The following is a 21,490-nucleotide window of genomic DNA, read 5'->3' on the forward strand; positions in this document are numbered from 1 at the left end:
GTCGCTGGATCATGCGAGTCGTTCGGCTTCTACAAAGTTAGGCCAGCTCGAGCGATCTGTCTCTACAGATACTCGGACTTCCTACTATCTGAGACGGCGACGCGAGCGAGGCCTGCTACAGGGGATGTGCCGCGAGCCCCGTCCGCGCCCCGGGGGAAGGGTTTCTCCGGGGCGCGGACAGGGCTCGGATGTGGCTCGGACGGGGCGGCGGCGGGACAGGGTGTGTGGACCTGGCCGGGGTTCGTGGCCTGGCGCTCGGTGTCAGGGCGCCGTGGCCAGGAGTGCCTCCAGCGCCACCGCCGTGTCCGGGTGGCGGCCGGCCAGGGCGGCGCCCGCCGGGGCGGGGGCCGTGGTCTCCCACGTCCCTTCGCAGCCCAGCAGATCCGCGACCGCGTCGCACGTCGCGGGGTGGGCGGTGAGCAGCGCGCAGCCGCCGTCCGCGGCCGTGGACCCCGCGTCGGGTTCGGGTTGTGCCCGCCACGGCGGTACCCACTCGTCCAGCGCGGCGAGCCGCCCGGGGAAGATCCGCCCGGCCTCGCGGATCAGCAGCGGTGCCAGTTCCGAGCCGTCCGCCCGCAGCGTGGTGATCAGGGCCGGCAGCCACGGCAGGAGCACGGGGTCCGGAAGCCGTGCGAAGGCGTTCGACACGGCTTCCACGACGAAGTCGGCCAGCCCCGGCACCGGCTCCAGGGCGTGCACGAATCCGCTGAGGTAGCGCGGGTAGGCGGGCACCACCAAGGGGTTGCCGAGCAGTTCGTCGCACCGCGCCCGCAGCTCCGCGCGGGTCAGGTGCCCCAGGTGGACCTGGGCCGCCCACAGCAGTGCCGTCTTCGGCGGGTCCTGCGGGTGGGACTGGACGAGGGCCAGCTCCAGCTGGGTCCGGTCGCAGCCGAGCGACAGCGCGAGCCCCTCCATGCCGAACAGGAAGCCGAGCATCGCCCCGACCTGCCGGACGGTGGCGTCGTCGTCGGTGAACGCCGTCGGCAGCAGGGTGCAGTAGTGCGCGTATCCGGCCTTGGTGAAGGACTCGATCCACGAGGGCAGGACGGGTTCGGCGGTGCGGTAGTAGGCCAGCAGTCGCCGCACCCGGCGCAGCACCTCGGGCGCCCCGTCGACCGTGCGCTCGGCCGACAGCACCTCCAGCGCGCGGTTGCCCAGCTCGTCGGCGAGCCGGCGGCTGCGCAGGTACAGCGTCGCGTCCTCGACGGCCTCCAGGACGGTCGCCGCGGTCGCCCGTGGTCCGTACGCGGTGCGGCGCAGGCGCTGCTCCAGGACCTGCTCGATGCTGACGCCCTCGTAGCCGAGCTCGATGAGCGCACGCTGGTGGGTGCCCAGCGCGAGGTCCCACGACTCCTGGATGGGCCGCTCCCCCAGCTTCCGCTCGCCCATGACCGTGCGGGCCGCGCCGCCCGGCATCAGGTGGCGCAGCATCCACAGCACGTCGGAGCAGCGCTCCAGCTCCGGCCGGGAGGAGATGTCCAGCAGGGCCCGCTGCACACCGCGCTGCTGGAGCTTGAGGTTCAGCGGGGCTAGCCGGTCGTGCACGTCGCGGGCCAGGGGCGGCAGCGCGTCGTAACCGACCTGGCCGACCCGGTCGCCGCCCATCATGATCTCCACGAGGCGGCGCACGTCGCGCCGGCCGGGCACGGTGTCCTTCTCGATGCAGGTGACGGCCGCGTCCTGGAAGTCGTACGGGGTGGGCTTGGCCCGGTCGCGCATCCCGGCCAGCAGGATCGACGTCTCGAACACCGCGATGGCGTCGGCGGTGGAGGCGAGGTAGCCGTTGCGCCGGGCGGCGCGCACGATCTCCACGGACCAGCCGAGCAGTTCGGCCTCGTCCAGCCGGTCCAGGACCGGTGGCTGCCGCAGGAAGCCGGTCAGCCTGTCCGAGGGCGGGAGGTCCGGTACGGGGGCCGCGGCGGCCGGGGTCTTCGTCGGCCTCGGCTTCTTCGCCCCGGCCTGCCCCACGAGGGCGAACGGCTTCACGCGGGTGCGCCGGAGGTTCTTCGCCCAGAGGGTCGCCGCGATCGACACCGAGCCGGAGGCGAGGCCGAACTGCGCCTCGATCGCCGCGTGACTGGACGGGATCAGGCCGTGCAGCCACTTGGTGGCGCTGCGCGGGGTGATCTCGAAGGTGTCGCTGCCCGCGACGCCGAACTCCTCGACACGGCTGGCCGCGTGGAAGGCGCCGCAGACGTAGAGGCAGTCCTCGGGCGCGGTGCCGGTCGCGGCGAGGTGTTCGCGCATCCTGGTCCACATGAAGCGCTCGCGGTCCTCGTCGACGCGCACCCGGTGCGGGTCGCCGGGGGCGAGGCGCCGGAAGAGGCTGCCGATCAGGAGCATGACCTGGCGGTAGGTGTCGTGGTCGCTGTCGCCGAGCGGCAGCTCCACGTACTGGTGCCACCATTCCGACCAGTGCCGCACCTTGCCGTGGCGCAGCAGGTGCTCCTCCAGTTCGGCGAAGCGCGGGCGCAGGTCGCCGATCTCCACGCCGACCGCGTCACCGTGCAGTGCGGCCTCCTCCTCGGGGGGCGGGGCGTCCGGGCCGGCCGGTACCGCGTCGTGCTCGCCGCGCCGGTCCCACTGGAAGACGTGGTCGGAGGAACGGTCGACGAGGACCAGCTCGACGCCCGGGGTGTCGAGGGCGTACGCGATCGCCTGGTATTCGGCGGAGGCCTCGGTGATCGGTGCGACCACCGACAGCGGTGCCCACTCGGCCGGGAAACCGTCGACCTCGGACGCGAACGACTGGACCGCCACCGGGAGCCTGCAGTTGCGCAGTTCGGTGAGGAGCGGTGCCATGTCCTCGCACAGCTCCAGGTAGACGACCTTGGGCTGCTTCTCCCGCAGCCGACGCGCCATCGCGAGGGCGGAGGCGGGCGAGTGGTGGCAGACGGGGAAGATCTCCAGCGGCTCGCGCACCGCGCGGTCGACGTCGTCGACGAGGCCGAGGAGGATGCCCTCCAGGGCGTCGGGCCCGCCGGCGAAGGTCGCGGCGGCCTCCTGCAGTTGTCCGCGCAGCTCTGTGAAGGTCTGGTCGGGTGCGCCGCTCATGACAGGGTGGCGATCGCGTCCCGGCCGCCCTCCAGGAACTCGGGCCAGGAGCCGCCCTCCTCCTTGCTGCGCGGCTCGACGACACCGTGCAGGTACTTGTTGAGGATGGCCAGGTCCTCGGGCTCGCGCCGGGCCAGCGACCCGACGAGCGAGGAGGCCAGCGTGTGTGCGGTCAGGGCGCTCTCCCCGAAGAAGTTGCTGTGCAGGATCGCGTCCTCCAGTACGCCGATCTGTTCGGCGGTGGAGAGGGCCGACTCCAGCTTCTCGTCGTCGCTGCCGGCCGCGGCCGCTGTGGCGCGCAGGTCCGCGAAGCTCTGGAGCAGCACGTCGAGGAGCGTCGGCGGTACGTCCAGCTCGATCTGATGGCGGCGCAGCAGTTCCTCGGTGCGGAAGCGGACGATCTCCGTCTCGCTCTTCTTGTTCGTCACCACCGGGATGCGGACGAAGTTGAAGCGGCGCTTGAGAGCCGACGACAGGTCGTTGACTCCCCGGTCCCGGCTGTTGGCGGTGGCGATGACCGAGAATCCGGGCTTGGCGAAGACGATGCCGTCGCTGTCCAGTTCGGGTACCGAGATGTACTTCTCGGACAGGATCGAGATCAGCGCGTCCTGGACGTCACTGGTGGAGCGCGTGAGCTCCTCGAACCGGCCGATCGCGCCCGTCTCCATCGCGGTCATGATCGGCGAGGGGATCATCGACTCCCGCGACTGCCCCTTGGCGATGACCATGGACACGTTCCACGAGTACTTGATGTGGTCCTCGGTGGTGCCGGCGGTGCCCTGCACCACGAGTGTGGAGTTGCGGCTGATCGCGGCGGAGAGCAGTTCGGCCAGCCAGCTCTTGCCGGTGCCGGGGTCCCCGATGAGGAGCAGGCCGCGGTCGGATGCCAGCGTGACGATGGACCGCTCGACGAAGCTGCGGTCGCCGTACCACTTCTGCGCGATCTCCCGGTCCAGGCCGTCCGAGCGCTCGGAGCCCAGGATGAACAGGCGGACCATCTTCGGGGAGAGGCGCCACGAGAAGGGCTTGGGGTTGTCGTCGATCGACTCCAGCCAGTCCAGCTCCTCGGCGTACTTGATCTCGGCGGGGGCGCGCAACAGGTCGGACATGTGAGGGCCTTTCTAGGCGAGGAACGTCTTGAGTTCGTGGACGAGCTTGCGGATGTGGCCGGAGAGCACCGGCGTACCGAGATCCTTGAAACGCTCCCGGAACCACGGGTTGACGACACCGCGGCCGGAGCTGGTCACCGATCCGACCGGGATGAATTTGGCGCCCGAGCGGTGGATGGCCGCCATGCTCTCGAACAGCGGCTCGGTCTGCCATTCGTAGAAGTCGGAGATCCACACGACGACGGTGTTGCGGGGCTCGGCGATCTTCGGCTGGGCCAGGGCCATGGCGACCGTCCCGTCGGTGCCGCCGCCGAGGTTGGTGCGCAGCAGGGTCTCGAAGGGGTCGTGCACCCACGGGGTGAGGTCGAGCGCCTGGGTGTCGTACGCGATCAGGTGGACGTCCACCTTGGGGAGTCCGGCGAAGATCGAGGCCAGGATGGTGCAGTTGACCATCGAGTCGACCATCGAGCCCGACTGGTCCACGACGACGATCAGTCGCTGGGGTGTCGTCCTGCGGGCGGTGTGCCGGTAGTAGAGGCGGTCGACGTAGAGCCGCTCCTCCTCCGGGCTCCAGTTGGTGAGGTTCTTCCAGATGGTGCGGTCGATGTCGAGGTTGCGGAACACCCGCTTGGGCGGGACGGAGCGGTCCAGGGCGCCCACCGTGGACTTCTCCACCTGGGTGCGCAGCACTTCGGCGACGTCGTCGACGAAGCGGCGGATCAGCGCCTTGGCGTTGGCCAGGGCCACGCCCGAGAGGTTGTTCTTGTCGCGCAGCAGTTGTTCGATCAGCGACATGCTCGGGGTGAGCTGTGCGGCCAGCTTGGGGTCGGCCAGCACTTCCCGCAGGTGCATGCGCTTGACGAGGTCGGCCTCCAGCGCGCCCAGTGCGGGGCCGATCGCCGGGATCAGCCGGCTGAGGTCGGGGTTCGCGCCGCGGCCTCCGGTGCCGGTCGGGCCGACGCCGCCCGGCCTGGCGCCCGGACCGGTCCGGCCACCGCGCAGTTGGCCGGGGGTGCAGCCGAGCGCGCGCTCCAGCCAGCCGGCGTCGGACTGCCAGCGCGCCAGCTGTCCGGCGGTGACGGTGCCCGAGCCGGACGCGAAGACGTTGAGCAGCACCTTCGACGCCAGGGCCGCGCGCCGTACTTCGGCGGCCCGGTCGCGGGAGGCGCCGACGGGACCGGCAGCGGTCTGGGGGGCGGGGTCGGGGTCGGGTGTCATCAGGCCGTCGAACTCGTCGGCCAGCTCCGGGTGACGCTGCACGACGGAGTCGACTGAGGCCTGTGGGTCGAGCAGCGCGGACGGCAGGCCGATGTCCTCGACGACGGCCAGGCTCGCGGATTCCAGGGTGGCCTGCTCCTCCGGGTCGAAGAGGCGGGCGAGGAGGCGCCAGTAGAGGACCTGCCGGCGGTTGTCGTGGGGGTCTGGCCCGGCGGGCTCCGGCGGGCCCGTGCGTCCGGGCAGGGGCACCTTCCCGGCAGGCGTCGCGGGCTGGGTCGCGGACTGGGGGTCGGCCTGGGGGCCGGTCGTCGGGTCCGTCATTTCCGCAGCAGCCTTCCGGCGCGCTCCCGCAGCACGGCCACGGCGTCGGTGGCGGCCTTCTCGGCCCTGACGCCCGCCTTGTCCGACGTACCTCCGGCCCATCCTCCGGCGTGGAGGGTGACGGCCTTCTTCCGTACGGTCCGCTCCACGGCCAGAGGCTGGACGCGATACGTCCCGGCGTCCCAGCGGAGCAGCCCGACGCACGCGCCGGAGGTTGCGACGGCCTCGGGGGTGAGCGGTCCCGCGGCCGGGATCCGGTCCGTGTCGACGGGGAGCGGATGACCGGCGACGGTGAACGTCAGTACGCCGTCGTCGTCCGTCGCGGAGTCGTAGCCGTCCAGGAACACGGGGACCGCGATGCCCGCCGGGTGCCGGTCGAGGGGCACGGTCACGGAGTCGGTGGCGGTGGGCAGGGCGACGCGGGCGGTGACGAACGCGTCGGCGGGCTCGCCACGGCGGGCGTGCGCGTCGCTCCAGAGCAGGTCCCCGTCGGCGGTGACCGGCATGTCGGTGAGGTCCATGGAGCATCCGTCACCGGCTGCGGCCAGGAGCGACATGTGCGGGCGGAGCAGCTGCCAGAGGCCGGCTCCCACGACCGTGTCGGGCTTCGGCACGGACACGCCCGCCCGCACCAGGCGGGGCGCGGTCCCGTCCGCGGGCTCGAACACCGCGTGGACCTGGGCCTGTACGGCGGTCGCGTGCTCCCGCAGGTCGACGCCCAGGGGCAGGAGCCGGCCGGTGGCCGTACCGGAGAGGGGTACGCCGGCGGCGCCGGGCAGGGTGAGCAGCATCCCGCGCGACCAGAGGTCCGCCCAGCGGCGTACCGGTAGGCGTTCCAGCGATGCGCCCGGGCAGGACGCGGCCAGCTCCACGGCGAATCCGTCGAGGAGTGTCGCCAGGCGGCGCAGGGCCGGGTCGGGGAGCATCGCGGAGATGATCGGTGCCGAGCCGGAGACCACGTCGTGGTCGATGCCCTGCCACCCGGCGCGTGCCAGGTCGGAGAGCCAGGAGCGGGCGGCGACGAGCAGGTTGGCTTCCGGCTGCCCGACGGGCGGCGTGGCGGTGGCCTCGCCGCGTGGCCGGCCGGTCGCCTCCCCGGCGCGGGCCGTCAGGGCGTCGTGGACGGAGCCGAGCAGCGCGGTCCGGGCAGCGGCGAGGGCCACGAAGTGGTCCTCGCCGGCCGCTCCGGCCACGGCCTTCTCGGCCGCCTCGGCGACCCTCGCGGCCAGCGGGGTCCCCGCGACGGCTCGGGCGAGCCCGGTCAGCCCGGCGGACCGGTCGGGCCGAGGGCGAAGCAGGCCCTCGACGAGTGTCCGGTCGAAGGCGTCGACGGCGGCCAGCGCCTCGTCGAGTCCGGTGACGGGTTCGGCCAGCAGGTCGGCGCGCATCACGCCACCGCCCTGCTCGGCGGGAACCACTGCATCTCGGGCAACGGCACCGTGGTCGGGGCCAGTTCCAGGTAGGCGAGGTGGCGCAGGAACCTGCTGAAGACGGGCGCGGCGGCCGCGGTGTCGCCCTGCGGCGGCCGGGCGGCGGCCATGTGGCCGGTGATGGTCTGCGCGCTCGGCTCCCCGTCCGTGGTCTCGGCCTTCAGGTAGCGGGCGACGCGCTCGGCGCCGTACTGGAGCACCGCCTCGGTGATCAGGGCCCGTATGTGGTTGCAGAACGAGCCCCTGGCACCGCCGCAGGGCCGGTTGTTGTTGGTGCTGCACGCGAAGGCGTAGGTCCCGGACACGACCGACGAGACGTAGACCCGCTCGATGTCGGAGCCGCTGGACACCACACCCTGCAACCGCCCGTCGGCCAGCTCGACGAACGGGGCCTTGGCCAGCTTGCGCGGTCGCGCGGGCTCCACCACCCGTACCGTGCTCGACCTCTCCCAATCTGAATCCGACAACGCGCCATCTCCAATGCACACCGAGGGGGGCGTCCTCACCACGTCGGCGGGACACCACTGAACCTAGTGGCGACCACTGACAACGACGGTTGGCGGGGCGGGAGTCGGGGCGGGGCCGGGGAGGAGCGCACCGGTGCGGTGACCCGCGGACACGCGCGCACGGTGGACCGCGGGCCGGAATCCCGGTGAACCACCCCTGGATGTAAGGGCGTTCAGAGTCTGACGGTGAGCTGCGTCTGGATGTGGGCGCGCAGGACGCCCGCCATGTCCGTCGCGCAGTCGGCGAGCAGCCACTGCACCTGGAGCCCGTCCATCAGGGCGATCAGCTGCTGTCCCGCCTCCTGCGGAGCGATCCCGCTCCGCAGGGCGCCCTCGTCCCGCGCCTGGAGATAGGCGAGTCCGGCGTCGGCGACGGAATTGCGGTAGCGCCGCACGAAGTACGCGTGCGCGGGGTGGTCCGCGGCGGTGGCTTCGGCGGAGACCACGGTGAACAGCTCGACGATCCCGCGCCGCTCGGCGTTCAGCGCGGCCAGCTCGGCGAATCTGCGCAACCGGTCGACACCTGTCGTCCCGCCCGCCGACAGCCATTCGCCGTCCACCTCGTCACGGTGTTCGAGCACCGCGAGCAGCAGGGACTCCTTGGTCGGGAAGTGGTGCAGCAGCCCGGGGTGCGACATCCCGCACCGGGTCGCGATCAGGCGCAGCGAGGCACCCCGGTAGCCGGCTTCGCCGAACAGGGACATGGCCTGGCCGAGGATCTCGCGTCTCTTCGCCCGGCCCTTCGCGTAGCCACGCTGCGCTTCGGCGGTCACGCGCCACTCTCCCGTGTCCTGTCGGCTGTCGAGGTCCGGCGGTCGGCTGCCGGTGGTGGGCTGCCGGCGTTCGGCTGTCAGCGGTCGGTTGCCAGCGGTTCGGTTGTCAGCGGTCGAGGTCAGGCAGTCCGCCATCTGTCGTCCGCCGAGTCCGGCCGGTCGTCCGCCGGTCCCGCCGTCGTCACTGCTCAGATTCGCACACCGGATCCGTTTCCCGCGAGTAATACTTACCAGGTGGTCGGTATTGACTCTAAGGTGGACCCGAACCGTGTCGTGAAAGGACCCCCGTGGCCCCCTCCCTGCCCTATCTCGACCCCGCGCTGCCCGTCGCCGACCGGGTCGAGGACCTCCTCGGCCGCATGACCCTGGCCGAGAAGACCGGCCAGATGCTCCAGCTGAACGCCAAGGACGGGGTACGGCACCTCATCGAGGACCTGCACGCGGGTTCGATCCTGCACGCCTCGCCCGAGCGCGTCCTCGAAGCCGCGGCGGTCACCGGACAGACGCGCCTGCGCATCCCCCTGCTGGTCGCGGAGGACTGCATCCACGGCCACTCCTTCTGGGAGGGGGCGACGATCTACCCCACGCAGCTCGGGATGGCCGCCACCTGGGACCCGGAGCTCCTGGAGCGCATCGCGAGGGCGACGGCCGTCGAGGTCGCGGCGACCGGTGTCCACTGGACGTTCTCCCCGGTCCTGTGCATCACCCGCGATCTGCGCTGGGGCCGGATCAGCGAGACGTTCGGCGAGGACCCGTTCCTGATCGGCGAGCTCGCCTCGGCGATGGTCCGCGGCTACCAGGGCGACGGCCTGGCCGACCCGACGGCGGTCCTGGCGTGCGCCAAGCACTTCGCGGGCTACTCCGAGACGCAGGGCGGCCGTGACGCGAGCGAGGCGGACATCTCGCGGCGCAAGCTGCGCTCCTGGTTCCTCCCGCCGTTCGAGCGGGTCGCCCGCGAGGGCTGCCGTACGTTTATGCTCGGCTACCAGTCCATGGACGGCGTACCCGTCACGGTGAACAACTGGCTGCTGAACGAGGTGCTGCGCGGCGAGTGGGGCTACACCGGCACCCTGGTCACGGACTGGGACAACGTCGGCCGCATGGTGTGGGAGCAGCAGATCTACGCCGACTACACGCAGGCCGCCGCCGCGGCGGTCCGCGCGGGCAACGACATGGTGATGACGACGCCGAAGTTCTTCGAGGGGGCGCAGCAGGCGGTCGAGCTGGGCACCCTCGAAGAGGCGGAGATCGACGCGGCGGTCCGGCGTGTCCTGACGCTGAAGTTCGAGCTGGGCCTGTTCGAGAATCCGCGCCACCCCGACGCGGCGCGGCAGGCCGAGTTCATCGGCAGCGCGGAGCACGCGGTGCTGAATCTGGAGGCCGCCCGCCGTTCGCTGGTACTGCTCACCAACGACGGCACCCTGCCGCTGGCCGGCGGGTTCGTGGCGGGCCGGGACGGACGGGCCGTCGCCGGTGCGGGCACGGCTCCGCGTACGGTCGCCGTGATCGGCCCCAACGCCGACGACGCGCAGACCCAGCTGGGCGACTGGGCCGGTGCCTCGGGCCAGGCGGACTGGCTGCCGGACGGCCATCCGCGCGCCATGATCCGTACGGTCCTCGACGGTTTCCGCGCACACGCCCCGGCCGACTGGGCCGTGTCGTACGCGCGGGGTGCCCGGATCCTCACGGTGGGGCCCGACCCGGAGGGGGATTTCTTCCCCGACGGGCAGCCGCGCCCCGAGGTCGTCGTACCGGCGGAGCCCGACGAGGCGCTGATCGGTGCGGCGGTCGCCGCGGCCGAGGCCGCCGACCACGTCGTCGCCGTCGTGGGCGACCGCATCGAGCTCGTCGGCGAGGGGCGCTCCACCGCGACCCTGGAACTCGTCGGTGACCAGGTCGCGTTGCTCGACGCGCTGGCCGCGACGGGCAAGCCGCTCGTCGTCGTGGTGATCAGCTCCAAGCCGCTGGTCCTGCCGCCGTCCGCGCTCGGCGCCGCGGCGATCGTGCACGCCTTCAACCCGGGGATGGAGGGCGGCCGGGCGGTGGCCGAGGTGCTGCTCGGGCTGGTCGAGCCGTCGGGCCGGCTGCCGGTCTCCTTCGCCCGGCACGCGGGGCAGCAGCCGACGTACTACAACCAGATCCGTGGCCAGCACGGCTCCCGGTACGCGGACCTCACCCAGCGTCCGGCGTTCGTGTTCGGGGAGGGTCTGAGCTACACGACGGTCACGTACGCGGGCCTGGAGGTGCTGACGACGGCCGTGGGGCCGGCCGACACGGTCCGCGCACGCGTCACCGTCCACAACACGGGTGCCCGGCCGGTACGGGAGACCGTGCAGGTGTACATCAGCGACACGGTGACGTCCGTGACGTGGGCCGAGAAGGAACTGAAGGCGTACCGGCAGGTGACGCTCGCCCCGGGTGAGGCGCGCGAGGTGCTGGTGGAGCTGCCCGTCGAGACGTGCACGCTCGTGGACGCCGAGGGCCGCCGGGTCGTGGAGCCGGGCGACTTCGAGCTGCTCGTCGGTCCGTCCTCGCGCGACGACGTCCTGCTGCGGGCGGGTTTCACCGTGAAGGGCTGATCCTGGTCCACGGCGTCCGGGGCTCCTCGCCCCGCGCACGACGGGGGGCCCGGAAATGGAAACCGCCTCCCGGCCGGCAGGGGGGCCGGTCGGGAGGCGGAGTGCGGGGCGGGGCGCCGGTGTGCGGCCCCCGGAGGGCGTCAGCCCTGGTGCGGGTAGGTGTAGTCGGTCGGCGGGACCAGCGTCTCCTTGATGGCGCGGGTCAGCGTCCAGCGCTGCAGGTTCTGCGGGGCGCCCGCCTTGTCGTTGGTGCCCGAGGCACGGCCGCCGCCGAAGGGCTGCTGGCCGACGACGGCGCCGGTCGACTTGTCGTTGATGTAGAAGTTGCCCGCGGCGTAGCGGAGCTTGTCCATCGTGTACGCGGCCGCCGCACGGTCGTTGGAGATGACCGCACCGGTCAGCGCGTAGTCGGAGACCGACTCCATCTGCTCCAGCATGGCGTCGTACTTCTCGTCCTCGTAGACGTGGACGGCGAGGATCGGGCCGAAGTACTCGGTGGTGAAGACCTCGTTGGCCGGGTCGTCGCACACGATGACGGTCGGGCGGACGAAGTAGCCCACGGAGTCGTCGTACGTACCGCCGGCGACGATCGTGCAGGACGGGTCGGCCTGGGCGCGGTCGATCGCGGCCTTGTTCTTCGCGAAGGAACGCTCGTCGATGACGGCGCCGATGAAGTGCGACAGGTCGGTGACGTCACCCTGGGTGATGGAGTCGACCTCGGCCGCGAACTCCTCCTTGAAACCGGAGTTCCAGATGGAGGCGGGGACGTACGCCCGGGAGGACGCGGAGCACTTCTGGCCCTGGTACTCGAAGGAGCCACGGGTCAGCGCGGTCTTCAGGACGGCACGGTCGGCGCTGGGGTGCGCGACGACGAAGTCCTTGCCGCCGGTCTCGCCGACGAGCCGCGGGTAGGTGCGGTAGTTGGCGATGTTGTTGCCGACCGTCTTCCACAGGTGCTGGAAGGTGGGGGTCGAGCCGGTGAAGTGGATGCCGGCCAGGTCGCGGTGGTTCAGTGCGACCTCGGAGACGGCCTTGCCGTCGCCCGTGACCAGGTTGATGACGCCCTTGGGCAGGCCCGCCTCCTCCAGGAGCCGCATCAGCAGCACGGCGGCGTGGGTCTGCGTCGGGGAGGGCTTCCACACGACGACGTTGCCCATGAGGGCGGGCGCGGTGGGGAGGTTGCCCGCGATGGCGGTGAAGTTGAAGGGCGTGATCGCGTAGACGAAGCCCTCGAGCGGGCGGTGGTCCATACGGTTCCACACGCCGGGGGAGTTCGCCGGGGGCTGCTCGGCGAGGATCTGGCGCGCGTAGTGCACGTTGAAGCGCCAGAAGTCGACGAGCTCGCAGGGACAGTCGATCTCGGCCTGCTGGGCGGTCTTCGACTGGCCGAGCATCGTGGACGCGGCCAGCGTCTCGCGCCAGGGGCCGGACAGCAGCTCGGCGGCACGCAGGATGATCGCGGCGCGGTCGTCGAAGGACATCGCGCGCCAGGCCGGGGCGGCGGCGAGGGCGGCGTCGATCGCGTCCTGCGCGTCCTGCTCCGTGGCGGCGGCGAACGTACCGATGACGGCCTTGTGGTTGTGCGGCTGTACGACGTCGAAGCGCTCGCCGCCACCCATCCGCTTCTCGCCGCCGATGGTCATCGGCAGGTCGATCGGGTTCTCGGCGAGCTCCTTGAGCTTCGCCTCCAGGCGGGCCCGCTCGGGGGAACCCGGGGCGTAGGAGTGGACCGGCTCGTTGACCGGCGCGGGGACCTGGGTCACAGCGTCCATGAGTGCCTTGTCTCCTTGGTTGGGGTGGGTGGTCGGCCGGGCGGGTCAGCCCTTGGTTCAGCTCTCGGTCCAGGCCTTGGCTCAGCCCTTGACTCAGCCCTTGGTGAGGACGGAGCGGGCGAAGAACAGCAGGTTGGCCGGCTTCTCCGCGAGGCGGCGCATGAAGTAGCCGTACCAGTCGGTGCCGTACGCCGTGTAGACGCGCATCCGGTGGCCCTCGGCCGCGAGCCGGATCTGCTCGTCGCTGCGGATGCCGTACAGCATCTGGAACTCGTACTCGTCCAGTTTGCGCCCGGCCTGGCGGGCGAGCTCCTGGCCGATGGCGATGAGGCGCGGGTCGTGGGAGCCGATCATCGGGTAGCCCTCGCCCAGCATCAGGATCTTCAGGATGCGGACGAACGCCTTGTCGATCTCCGGCTTCTGCTGGTACGCGACGGAGGCGGGCTCCTTGTACGCGCCCTTCACCAGGCGGACCCGGCTGCCGGCGGCGGCGAGGCGGCGGGCGTCGTCCTCGGTGCGGAACAGGTAGGCCTGGATCACACAGCCGGTCTGCGGGAAGTCCTTCCGCAGCTCCTCGTGGATGGCGAACATCGAGTCGAGGGTGGTGTGGTCCTCGGCGTCCAGCGTGACCGTGGTACCGATCGCGGCGGCGGCCTCGACGACCGGGCGGATGTTGGTGAGCGCCAGTTCGTGGCCGCCGTCGAGCGACTGGCCGAACATCGACAGCTTCACCGACATCTCGGCACCGGTACCGAGGCCGAGGTCCTTGAGGCGGTCGATCAGTTCCAGGTAGGCGTCACGGGCGGCGGCGGCCTGCTCGGAGGTGGTGATGTCCTCACCCACGACGTCCAGGGTGACCTCGAGGCCCTGGTCGGCCGCGTCCTGGACGATCCGGATGACCTGGTCGACCGTCTCACCGGCGATGAACCGGTCGACGACCTGCTTGGTGCCAGGGGCGGCCGAGACGAAACGTCGCATCTTGTCGCTGCGGGACGCGGCGAGAATCACGGGACCCAGCACGGGGCACCTCCACGGAGGGACGGAAAGTACGAACGAGAGCCGTGTCGGCATGTATCTGAACAGACCGGGACGGCACGGAGAACCACCGTGAAATCTAAGGATCCATCCGATCCTGTGCCATCGACACCTGTCACGCATCTGTGGCCGCCACCTCAGACATTTGTCTGAAGGGGTGCGAGAATAACCGGATGAAGGGCGATTACCAGGAGCTGGTCGACGAGATCTCCGCGCTGCTCGGCGCCCCGGCCACCCTGGAGGACCGGGATTTCGGCCTGGTCGCCTTCGGCGCCCATGACAGCGACGACGACACCGCCATGGACCCCGTCCGCACCCGTTCGATCCTCACCCGGCGCTCCACCCCGGCCGTCCGCGCCTGGTTCGAAGGGTTCGGCATCACCCGCGCGACCGGCCCGGTCCATATCCCGGCCGCTCCGGAGGCGGGGGTGTTCCGCGGCCGGATCTGCCTTCCGGTACGCCATCGGGGTGTCGTCCTGGGGTACGTATGGCTCCTCGACCGGGACCGTGCGCCCACCGAGGGGCAGCTGGCGGCGGCGATGGAGGTCGCGGCCCGGATCGGGGCGCTCCTCTCCGACGAGGCACGGGCGGGCGCGGACCTGTCCCGGGAGTTCGGCGCGGCGCTCGCCGCGGGGCGGGGCCGGCAGCACGACCTGGCCGTGTCCGCCCTGAGCGAGGCGCTCGGCCCGGACGCGGAAGGGCTGCACACGGTGGTGTGCGTGACCCCGTGGCCGGAGGAGACCCCGTCGGTACGTACGGTGCCGTCGACGGCGGCCCTCGCCACGGTCACCGGGACGGGCCCGGGTACGGGTGCGACGGGCGTGGGTGCGGGTGCGACGGGCGTGGGTGCGGGTGCGGTGTCGCTGGCCGCGCTCGTCCGGCTGCGCTCCCCCGACGCCCTGGACCCGGCGACGACGGCCGCGGAACGGCTGCGCGCGACCGCCGGGCCCGGCGCCACGGCCGGGATCGCGGTCGCCCGCCGGGGTCTGGCGGAGCTGGCCGTGTCCTGGCACGAGGCCCGGTCCGCAGCCCGTGCCGCCGCCGCCGAATCCCGCTTCGGCCCGGTCGCCGGCTGGCCCGCCATCGGCCCGTACCGGCTGCTGGCCGCACTGCCCCGGCACCCGGGCACCGCCCCGGACCACACGGTCCGCACCCTGCTGACCCCACCGCACACGGAACTGGCCCGCACCGCCGAGGTGTTCCTCGACTGCGCGGGCCAGGCGGGCCGGGCGGCGGCGGAACTGGGCATCCACCGCCAGACGCTCTACTACCGGCTGACCCGGGTCCAGCAGCTCACCGGGCTCGACCTGAACGACGGCGAGGACCGGCTGCTGCTGCACATGGCACTGAAGGCTGCCCGGCTGTGAAAGCGGCCCGCGCCCAGGACCGGCCGAGCGCACCCAGGCCCTGCCGCGAGCCGACACGGCGCGGGCGTCGGCTCATGCGCCGGGCTCCCGGCCGGAGCCGTGCTGTCGGTGACGCGCAGTCCGGGCTCCCGGACGGCCGGTGCCGTGCTGTCGGTGACGCGCAGATCCCTCCGCATCGCCTCACGCAGCTCATGGAGCAGATCCCGCGCCTCGTCGGTCCGGGCGCCTATGGCGTCCAGCGACCCGCCCTCCCCCGCCGTCCCGCTCTGTTCCGCCTTGAGCAGTCCGTACGTGAGGCTCAGCGCCGCGTCGGCCCGCCGCGCGACGTCGAGCAGCGTGTCCGGGACGGTCATCCGGGCTTCCGCGTACGACGCCAGGTAGGCGGTACGGCACCTCCTCCACCTCGTCCGCGCCTTCCCGCGGCCAGGTACCGCACCGCAGCGCGTGCACCCGGTCCCGCAGGGCGGTGAGACAGCGCCGGGCCGTGGTGTTCAGCACCACGTGACCGACCGGACCGGCGTGCTTCGAGCGCCGCCTCCCGGGAGCGTTCCTCGTGTTCGGCCCGGCGCTGCCGCTCGGCGTGCTCCAGCTCCCGCCGCTTGACGCGGTCCGCGCTGCGCCGGGCCGGCCAGGTCGCCGCCGGCGTTCCGCGGACGCCGATCAACGCGATGAGAATCGCACCGGTCTCCACCGTCCAGCCCCCCGTCGGCCGTCATCCCCCATGCCGGAGGCCGACCCTGTCGCGGCACCCGGGCCGCGCCCGCGGCCCGTCCACCGGACCGTCCATCGGCCCGTCCGCCGGTCCCCGGACAGCGGCGCACCCGGCAGGCGGACGGGTGTCTGCCTGCCGGGTGCGGTAGCCGTACGGCGGTGGATCAGGCGGTGAGGTTCACCGAGCGGGCCGAGGCGGCGCCGATCTCCTCGGCGATCTCGGTAAGGACCGACTGCGGGATGGTGTCGTCGACGGTGAGGACGACGAGCGCCTCGCCGCCCGCGTCCTGCCGCGAGACCTGCATGCCCGCGATGTTCAGGCCGGCCTCACCGAGGATCTTGCCCACGGCGCCTACGACGCCCGGACGGTCCTCGTACCGCAGGACGACCATGTGGTCGGCGAGCGCCAGGTCCACGTCGTGCTCGCCGATGCCGACGATCTTCTGGAGGTTCTTGGGACCGGCCAGCGTGCCGGAGACCGCGACCTCCTCGCCGCTGGACAGCGTGCCGCGAACGGTCACCACATTGCGGTGGTCCGGCGACTCGGAGCTGGTGGTGAGGCGGACCTCGACACCGCGCTCCTGCGCGAACAGCGGGGCGTTGACGTACGACACGGTCTCGTCGACGACGTCCTCGAACACACCCTTGAGCGCGGAGAGTTCGAGCACCTTCACGTCGTGCTGGGTGATCTCGCCGTAGACCTCGACGTCGAGACGGGCCGCGACCTCGCCCGCGAGCGCGGTGAAGATACGGCCGAGCTTCTCGGCGAGCGGCAGTCCGGGCCGTACGTCCTCGGCGATGACACCGCCCTGGACGTTGACCGCGTCGGGCACGAGCTCACCGGCGAGCGCGAGGCGGACGGACTTGGCGACCGCGATGCCCGCCTTCTCCTGCGCCTCGTCGGTGGAGGCACCGAGGTGCGGGGTGCAGACGACCTGGTCGAACTGGAACAGCGGGGAGTCCGTGCAGGGTTCCTTGGTGTACACGTCCAGACCGGCTCCGGCGACCCGGCCCTCCTTGAGGGCCGAGGCGAGCGCCTCCTCGTCGACGATGCCGCCTCGTGCGGCGTTGACGATCCGCACCGAGGGCTTCACCTTGTGCAGCGCCTCGTCGCCGATCAGGCCGAGCGTCTCGGGCGTCTTGGGGAGGTGCACCGTGATGAAGTCGGAGACCGCGAGCAGCTCGTCCAGCGAGAGGAGCTTGACGCCCATCTGCGCGGCGCGCGCGGGCTGCACGTAGGGGTCGTACGCGACGATCTTCATACCGAAGGCCGACATGCGCTGGGCGACCAGCACGCCGATGCGGCCGAGGCCGACGACGCCGAGGGTCTTCTCGCTGAGCTCCACACCCGTGTACTTGGAGCGCTTCCACTCGCCGTTCTTCAGGGCGGTGTTGGCCTGCGGGATGTTGCGCGCGGTGGCGACGAGCAGGCCACAGGCGAGCTCGGCGGCCGTGACGATGTTGGACGTCGGCGCGTTGACGACCATCACGCCGGCCTTGGTGGCCGAGGAGACGTCGACGTTGTCCAGACCGACACCGGCCCGGGCGACGACCCGGAGCTTCTTCGCGGCGGCGATGGCCTCCGCGTCGACCTTGGTGGCGGAGCGCACCAGGATCGCGTCGACGTCGGCGATCGCGGGGAGGAGTGCGGCGCGGTCCGCGCCGTTGCAGTGCCGGATCTCGAAATCCGGACCCAGAGCGTCGACCGTGGCGGGCGACAGCTCTTCAGCGATGAGTACGACAGGTTTCGAGCTCACGTGTGTCCTCACAAGTCCAGTGCGGACGGCCGTCCCGACGGCCGCAGGCGGTGAAGGGGCTAGCCGCGTGGAGACGCACGACACTGTGGGCCCTGACGCGTATGTGTGTTGAGCAGTGTAGTCATGCGACCGGACGCATTCCGCGCTCCGGTGGAAGGATCACCCGCACGAGGCGGACGGCTTGTACGAACGTACGGTGCCGTTCCTGCCACCGCCCCTCCCCGCAGTGACACGGGGGTGAGCCGGCCCGGGGGCGGGTCCGTGCGGACCCGCCCCCGGCAGGACTCAGGCGTCGTCGTTGTCGACCCAGCTCATGAGCTTGCGCAGTTCCTTGCCGGTGGTCTCCAGCAGGTGGTCGCTGTCGGCCTTCTTGTACTCGTTGTACTTGGGCAGACCGTTGTGGTATTCGGCCATCCAGGCGTTGGCGAAGGTGCCGTCCTGGATCTCGGTGAGGACCTTCTTCATCTCGGCCTTGGTGGCGTCCGTGATGATGCGCGGACCGGTGACGTAGTCGCCCCACTCGGCGGTCTCCGAGATGGACCAGCGCATCTTCTCCAGGCCGCCCTCGTACATGAGGTCGACGATGAGCTTCAGCTCGTGCAGGCACTCGAAGTACGCGATCTCCGGCTGGTAGCCGGCCTCGGTCAGCGTCTCGAAGCCGGCCTTGACCAGGGCGGCGGTACCACCGCAGAGGACGGCCTGCTCACCGAACAGGTCGGTCTCGGTCTCCTCGGTGAAGGTCGTCTTGATGACGCCGGCGCGCGTGCCGCCGATGCCCTTCGCGTAGGAGAGGGCGAGCTCCAGGCCCTTGCCGGTGGCGTCCTGCTCGACGGCCACGATGCACGGGACGCCGCGGCCCTCCTCGTACTGGCGGCGGACCAGGTGGCCCGGGCCCTTCGGGGCGACCATGCAGACGTCGACGTTGGCCGGCGGCTTGATGAAGCCGAAGCGGATGTTCAGACCGTGGCCGAAGAACAGCGCGTCGCCGTCCTTGAGGTTGTCCTTGATGGACTCCTCGTAGACCTGGGCCTGGATCGGGTCCGGGACGAGGATCATGATGACGTCGGCCTCGGCGGACGCCTCGGCGGGGGTCACCACGCGCAGGCCCTGCTCCTCGGCCTTGGCCTTGGACTTGGAGCCCTCGTGCAGACCGACTCGGACGTCGACACCCGAGTCACGCAGCGACAGCGCGTGGGCGTGGCCCTGGCTGCCGTATCCGATGACCGCGACCTTGCGGCCCTGGATGATGGACAGGTCGGCATCGTCGTCGTAGAACAGCTCGGCCACTGGGTCTTCTCCTTGGTGTGCAGGTGTTGCGTCCCACCGTACGGCGGGGTGCGTCAGAAACGTTGTCGGGTCTCGCGATGCGAGCGGTCGGGGCCCGTCCGGCGGATCAGGCCCCGTGCCACCCGGGGTGATTACGCCGTGCGGTCGAGCGCGCGCAGGGAACGGTCGGTGATCGAACGCGCGCCGCGCCCTATGGCGATCGTGCCGGACTGGACGAGCTCCTTGATGCCGAACTGCTCCAGCATCTTGAGCATGGCCTCCAGCTTGTCGGCACCTCCGGTGGCCTCGATCGTGACGGCCTCCGGGGAGACGTCCACGGTCTTGGCGCGGAACAGCTGGACGATCTCGACGATCTGGGAGCGGGTCTCGTTGTCTGCGCGGACCTTCACCAGGACGAGCTCCCGCTGGATCGCAGCGGACGGCTCGAGTTCGACGATCTTCAGGACGTTGACCAGCTTGTTGAGCTGCTTGGTCACCTGCTCGAGGGGCAGGCCCTCCACATTCACGACGATGGTGATGCGGGAGATGTCGGGGTGCTCGGTGGTACCGACCGCGAGCGAGTCGATGTTGAAGCCGCGCCGGGAGAACAGGGCCGTGATCCGGGCGAGGACACCTGGCTTGTTCTCGACCAGGACGGAGAGGGTGTGCTTGCTGGACATGAGTCTGTCTCTCTCTGTCTCTCAGTCTTCGTTGTCGCCGAAGTCGGGGCGGACACCGCGGGCTGCCATGACCTCGTCGTTGGAGGTGCCGGCGGCGACCATCGGCCACACCATGGCGTCCTCGTGGACGATGAAGTCGATGACGACCGGGCGGTCGTTGATCGCGTTCGCCTCGGCGATGACCTTGTCCAGGTCGGCCGGGTCCTCGCAGCGGATCGCGTAGCAGCCCATGGCCTCGGACAGCTTGACGAAGTCCGGCACCCGGGTGCCCTTGGCCGGGACGCCGTCCGTGTCGGCGCCGGAGTGCAGCACGGTGTTGGAGTACCGCTGGTTGTAGAACAGGGTCTGCCACTGGCGGACCATCCCGAGCGCGCCGTTGTTGATGATCGCGACCTTGATCGGGATGTTGTTGAGCGCGCAGGTGGTGAGTTCCTGATTGGTCATCTGGAAGCAGCCGTCGCCGTCGATCGCCCAGACCGCGCGGTCCGGCATGCCGGCCTTGGCTCCCATCGCGGCCGGGACCGCGTACCCCATCGTCCCGGCGCCGCCGGAGTTCAGCCAGGTGGAGGGCTGTTCGTAGTTGATGAAGTGGGAGGCCCACATCTGGTGCTGGCCGACGCCCGCGGCGAAGATCGTGCCCTCGGGGGCGAGTTCGCCGATGCGCTCGATGACCTGCTGCGGCGAGAGGCTGCCGTCCTCCGGCAGGTCGTAGCCGACCGGGTAGGTCTCGCGCCACCGGTTGAGGTCCTTCCACCAGGCGTCGTAGTCGCCGGTGTGGCCCTCGGTGTGCTCGGCCTGGACCGCCTGGACGAGGTCGGCGATGACCTCGCGGGCGTCACCGACGATCGGCACGTCGGCGGCACGGTTCTTGCCGATCTCGGCGGGGTCGATGTCGGCGTGCACGATCTTGGCGTACGGCGCGAAGCTGTCCAGCCTGCCGGTGACGCGATCGTCGAACCTGGCCCCGAGCGCGACGATCAGGTCGGCCTTCTGCAGCGCGGTGACGGCGGTGACCGAACCGTGCATGCCGGGCATCCCCACATGCAGCGGGTGGCTGTCGGGGAAGGAGCCGAGCGCCATCAGGGTGGTGGTGACGGGCGCTCCGGTGAGCTCTGCCAGGACCTTCAGTTCCGCGGTGGCACCGGCCTTCATGACGCCGCCGCCGACGTACAGCACCGGACGCCTGGCCTGCGTGATGAGCTTGGCGGCCTCGCGGATCTGCTTGGCGTGCGGCTTGGTGACCGGGCGGTAGCCGGGCAGGTCCATCGACGGCGGCCAGCTGAAGGTCGTCTTCGCCTGCAGCGCGTCCTTGGCGATGTCGACGAGGACGGGGCCCGGGCGGCCGGTGGAGGCGATGTGGAAGGCCTCGGCGATGGTGTGCGCGATGTCCTCGGCGCGGGTGACCAGGAAGTTGTGCTTCGTGATCGGCATCGTGATGCCGCAGATGTCGGCTTCCTGGAAGGCGTCCGTGCCGATCGCGGCCGAGGCCACCTGGCCGGTGATCGCGACCAGTGGCACGGAGTCCATGGCCGCGTCGGCGATCGGGGTGACCAGGTTGGTGGCGCCGGGGCCCGAGGTGACCATGCAGACGCCGACCTTGCCGGTGGCCTGCGCGTACCCGGTGGCCGCGTGACCGGCACCCTGCTCGTGGCGGACCAGGATGTGACGGACCCGGGTGGAGTCCATCAGCGGGTCGTACGCCGGAAGGATGCAACCGCCAGGGAGGCCGAATACGGTGTCGGCCCCGACTTCCTCGAGAGAACGGATGAGGGACTGCGCGCCCGTGAGGTGCTCAACGGAGGCGGAGGACGGTCCGCCGTTACGGGCCCGCGGCTGCGGGTGCTGGGCCCCGGTGGCCTGCTCGGTCATCGGCATTCTCTTCTCGAAGCTGAGGGTTTATGCGGGGTGTTTG

General features: G+C 71.2%; 14 protein-coding genes. 2 read left to right on the forward strand and 12 right to left on the reverse strand.

The window, feature by feature from the left end:
* Positions 1-261 precede the first annotated feature (261 nt).
* The 6 genes from ACFWVP_RS24165 to ACFWVP_RS24190 form a co-directional block, all read right to left on the reverse strand.
* Complete coding sequence (locus ACFWVP_RS24165) at positions 262-3,054, reverse strand: hypothetical protein (RefSeq protein ID WP_384499612.1); 2,793 nt, start codon at positions 3,052-3,054, stop codon at positions 262-264.
* The gene (locus tag ACFWVP_RS24170; RefSeq protein WP_384499613.1) at positions 3,051-4,163 is read right to left on the reverse strand and encodes an AAA family ATPase; all 1,113 of its coding nucleotides are present in this window, start codon (positions 4,161-4,163) and stop codon (positions 3,051-3,053) included. The genes ACFWVP_RS24165 and ACFWVP_RS24170 overlap by 4 nt, the downstream gene beginning before the upstream one ends.
* A 12-nt stretch (positions 4,164-4,175) precedes the next feature.
* Positions 4,176-5,702 (reverse strand): VWA domain-containing protein, encoded by a 1,527-nt coding sequence (locus ACFWVP_RS24175; protein WP_384499615.1) that lies wholly within the window; start codon positions 5,700-5,702, stop codon positions 4,176-4,178.
* A complete protein-coding gene (locus ACFWVP_RS24180; RefSeq protein WP_384499616.1) occupies positions 5,699-7,090 on the reverse strand; it encodes a hypothetical protein in 1,392 nt (463 codons plus the stop codon). The genes ACFWVP_RS24175 and ACFWVP_RS24180 overlap by 4 nt, the downstream gene beginning before the upstream one ends.
* A complete protein-coding gene (locus ACFWVP_RS24185) occupies positions 7,090-7,560 on the reverse strand; it encodes a hypothetical protein (RefSeq protein WP_384499704.1) in 471 nt (156 codons plus the stop codon). The genes ACFWVP_RS24180 and ACFWVP_RS24185 overlap by 1 nt, the downstream gene beginning before the upstream one ends.
* A gap of 251 nt (positions 7,561-7,811) precedes the next feature.
* The gene (locus tag ACFWVP_RS24190) at positions 7,812-8,411 is read right to left on the reverse strand and encodes a TetR/AcrR family transcriptional regulator (RefSeq protein ID WP_384499617.1); all 600 of its coding nucleotides are present in this window, start codon (positions 8,409-8,411) and stop codon (positions 7,812-7,814) included.
* A gap of 287 nt (positions 8,412-8,698) precedes the next feature.
* On the opposite strand from ACFWVP_RS24190, the gene ACFWVP_RS24195 reads away from it, so the two are divergent.
* On the forward strand, positions 8,699-10,990 hold the full coding sequence (locus ACFWVP_RS24195; protein WP_384499619.1) for a glycoside hydrolase family 3 N-terminal domain-containing protein: 2,292 nt from the start codon (positions 8,699-8,701) through the stop codon (positions 10,988-10,990).
* A 140-nt stretch (positions 10,991-11,130) separates the two neighbouring features.
* Here ACFWVP_RS24195 and pruA read toward each other — a convergent pair whose 3' ends face one another.
* Entirely contained in the window at positions 11,131-12,762 is a 1,632-nt protein-coding gene (pruA, locus tag ACFWVP_RS24200) for an L-glutamate gamma-semialdehyde dehydrogenase (protein ID WP_384499620.1), read from the reverse strand.
* A 93-nt stretch (positions 12,763-12,855) separates the two neighbouring features.
* Positions 12,856-13,782, reverse strand: coding sequence for a proline dehydrogenase family protein (locus ACFWVP_RS24205; RefSeq protein ID WP_384499622.1), 927 nt, complete (start codon positions 13,780-13,782; stop codon positions 12,856-12,858).
* Between the two features lie 188 nt (positions 13,783-13,970).
* Here ACFWVP_RS24205 and ACFWVP_RS24210 point away from each other — a divergent pair, with 188 nt between their 5' ends.
* On the forward strand, positions 13,971-15,164 hold the full coding sequence (locus ACFWVP_RS24210; RefSeq protein ID WP_384499623.1) for a PucR family transcriptional regulator: 1,194 nt from the start codon (positions 13,971-13,973) through the stop codon (positions 15,162-15,164).
* 875 nt (positions 15,165-16,039) lie between these two features.
* Here ACFWVP_RS24210 and serA read toward each other — a convergent pair.
* The 4 genes from serA to ACFWVP_RS24230 all read right to left on the reverse strand — a co-directional run bounded on the left by serA (position 16,040) and on the right by ACFWVP_RS24230 (position 21,453).
* Positions 16,040-17,632 (reverse strand): phosphoglycerate dehydrogenase, encoded by a 1,593-nt coding sequence (serA, locus tag ACFWVP_RS24215; protein ID WP_384499625.1) that lies wholly within the window; start codon positions 17,630-17,632, stop codon positions 16,040-16,042.
* 285 nt (positions 17,633-17,917) lie between these two features.
* Positions 17,918-18,919 (reverse strand): ketol-acid reductoisomerase, encoded by a 1,002-nt coding sequence (gene ilvC / locus ACFWVP_RS24220; RefSeq protein ID WP_384499627.1) that lies wholly within the window; start codon positions 18,917-18,919, stop codon positions 17,918-17,920.
* 131 nt (positions 18,920-19,050) lie between these two features.
* Complete coding sequence (ilvN, locus tag ACFWVP_RS24225) at positions 19,051-19,578, reverse strand: acetolactate synthase small subunit (protein WP_056794595.1); 528 nt, start codon at positions 19,576-19,578, stop codon at positions 19,051-19,053.
* Between the two features lie 21 nt (positions 19,579-19,599).
* Positions 19,600-21,453, reverse strand: coding sequence for an acetolactate synthase large subunit (locus tag ACFWVP_RS24230; RefSeq protein ID WP_384499629.1), 1,854 nt, complete (start codon positions 21,451-21,453; stop codon positions 19,600-19,602).
* Between the last annotated feature and the right edge of the window lie 37 nt (positions 21,454-21,490).

The sequence above is a fragment of the Streptomyces sp. NPDC058637 genome, assembly GCF_042717325.1.
Lineage (GTDB): Bacteria > Actinomycetota > Actinomycetes > Streptomycetales > Streptomycetaceae > Streptomyces.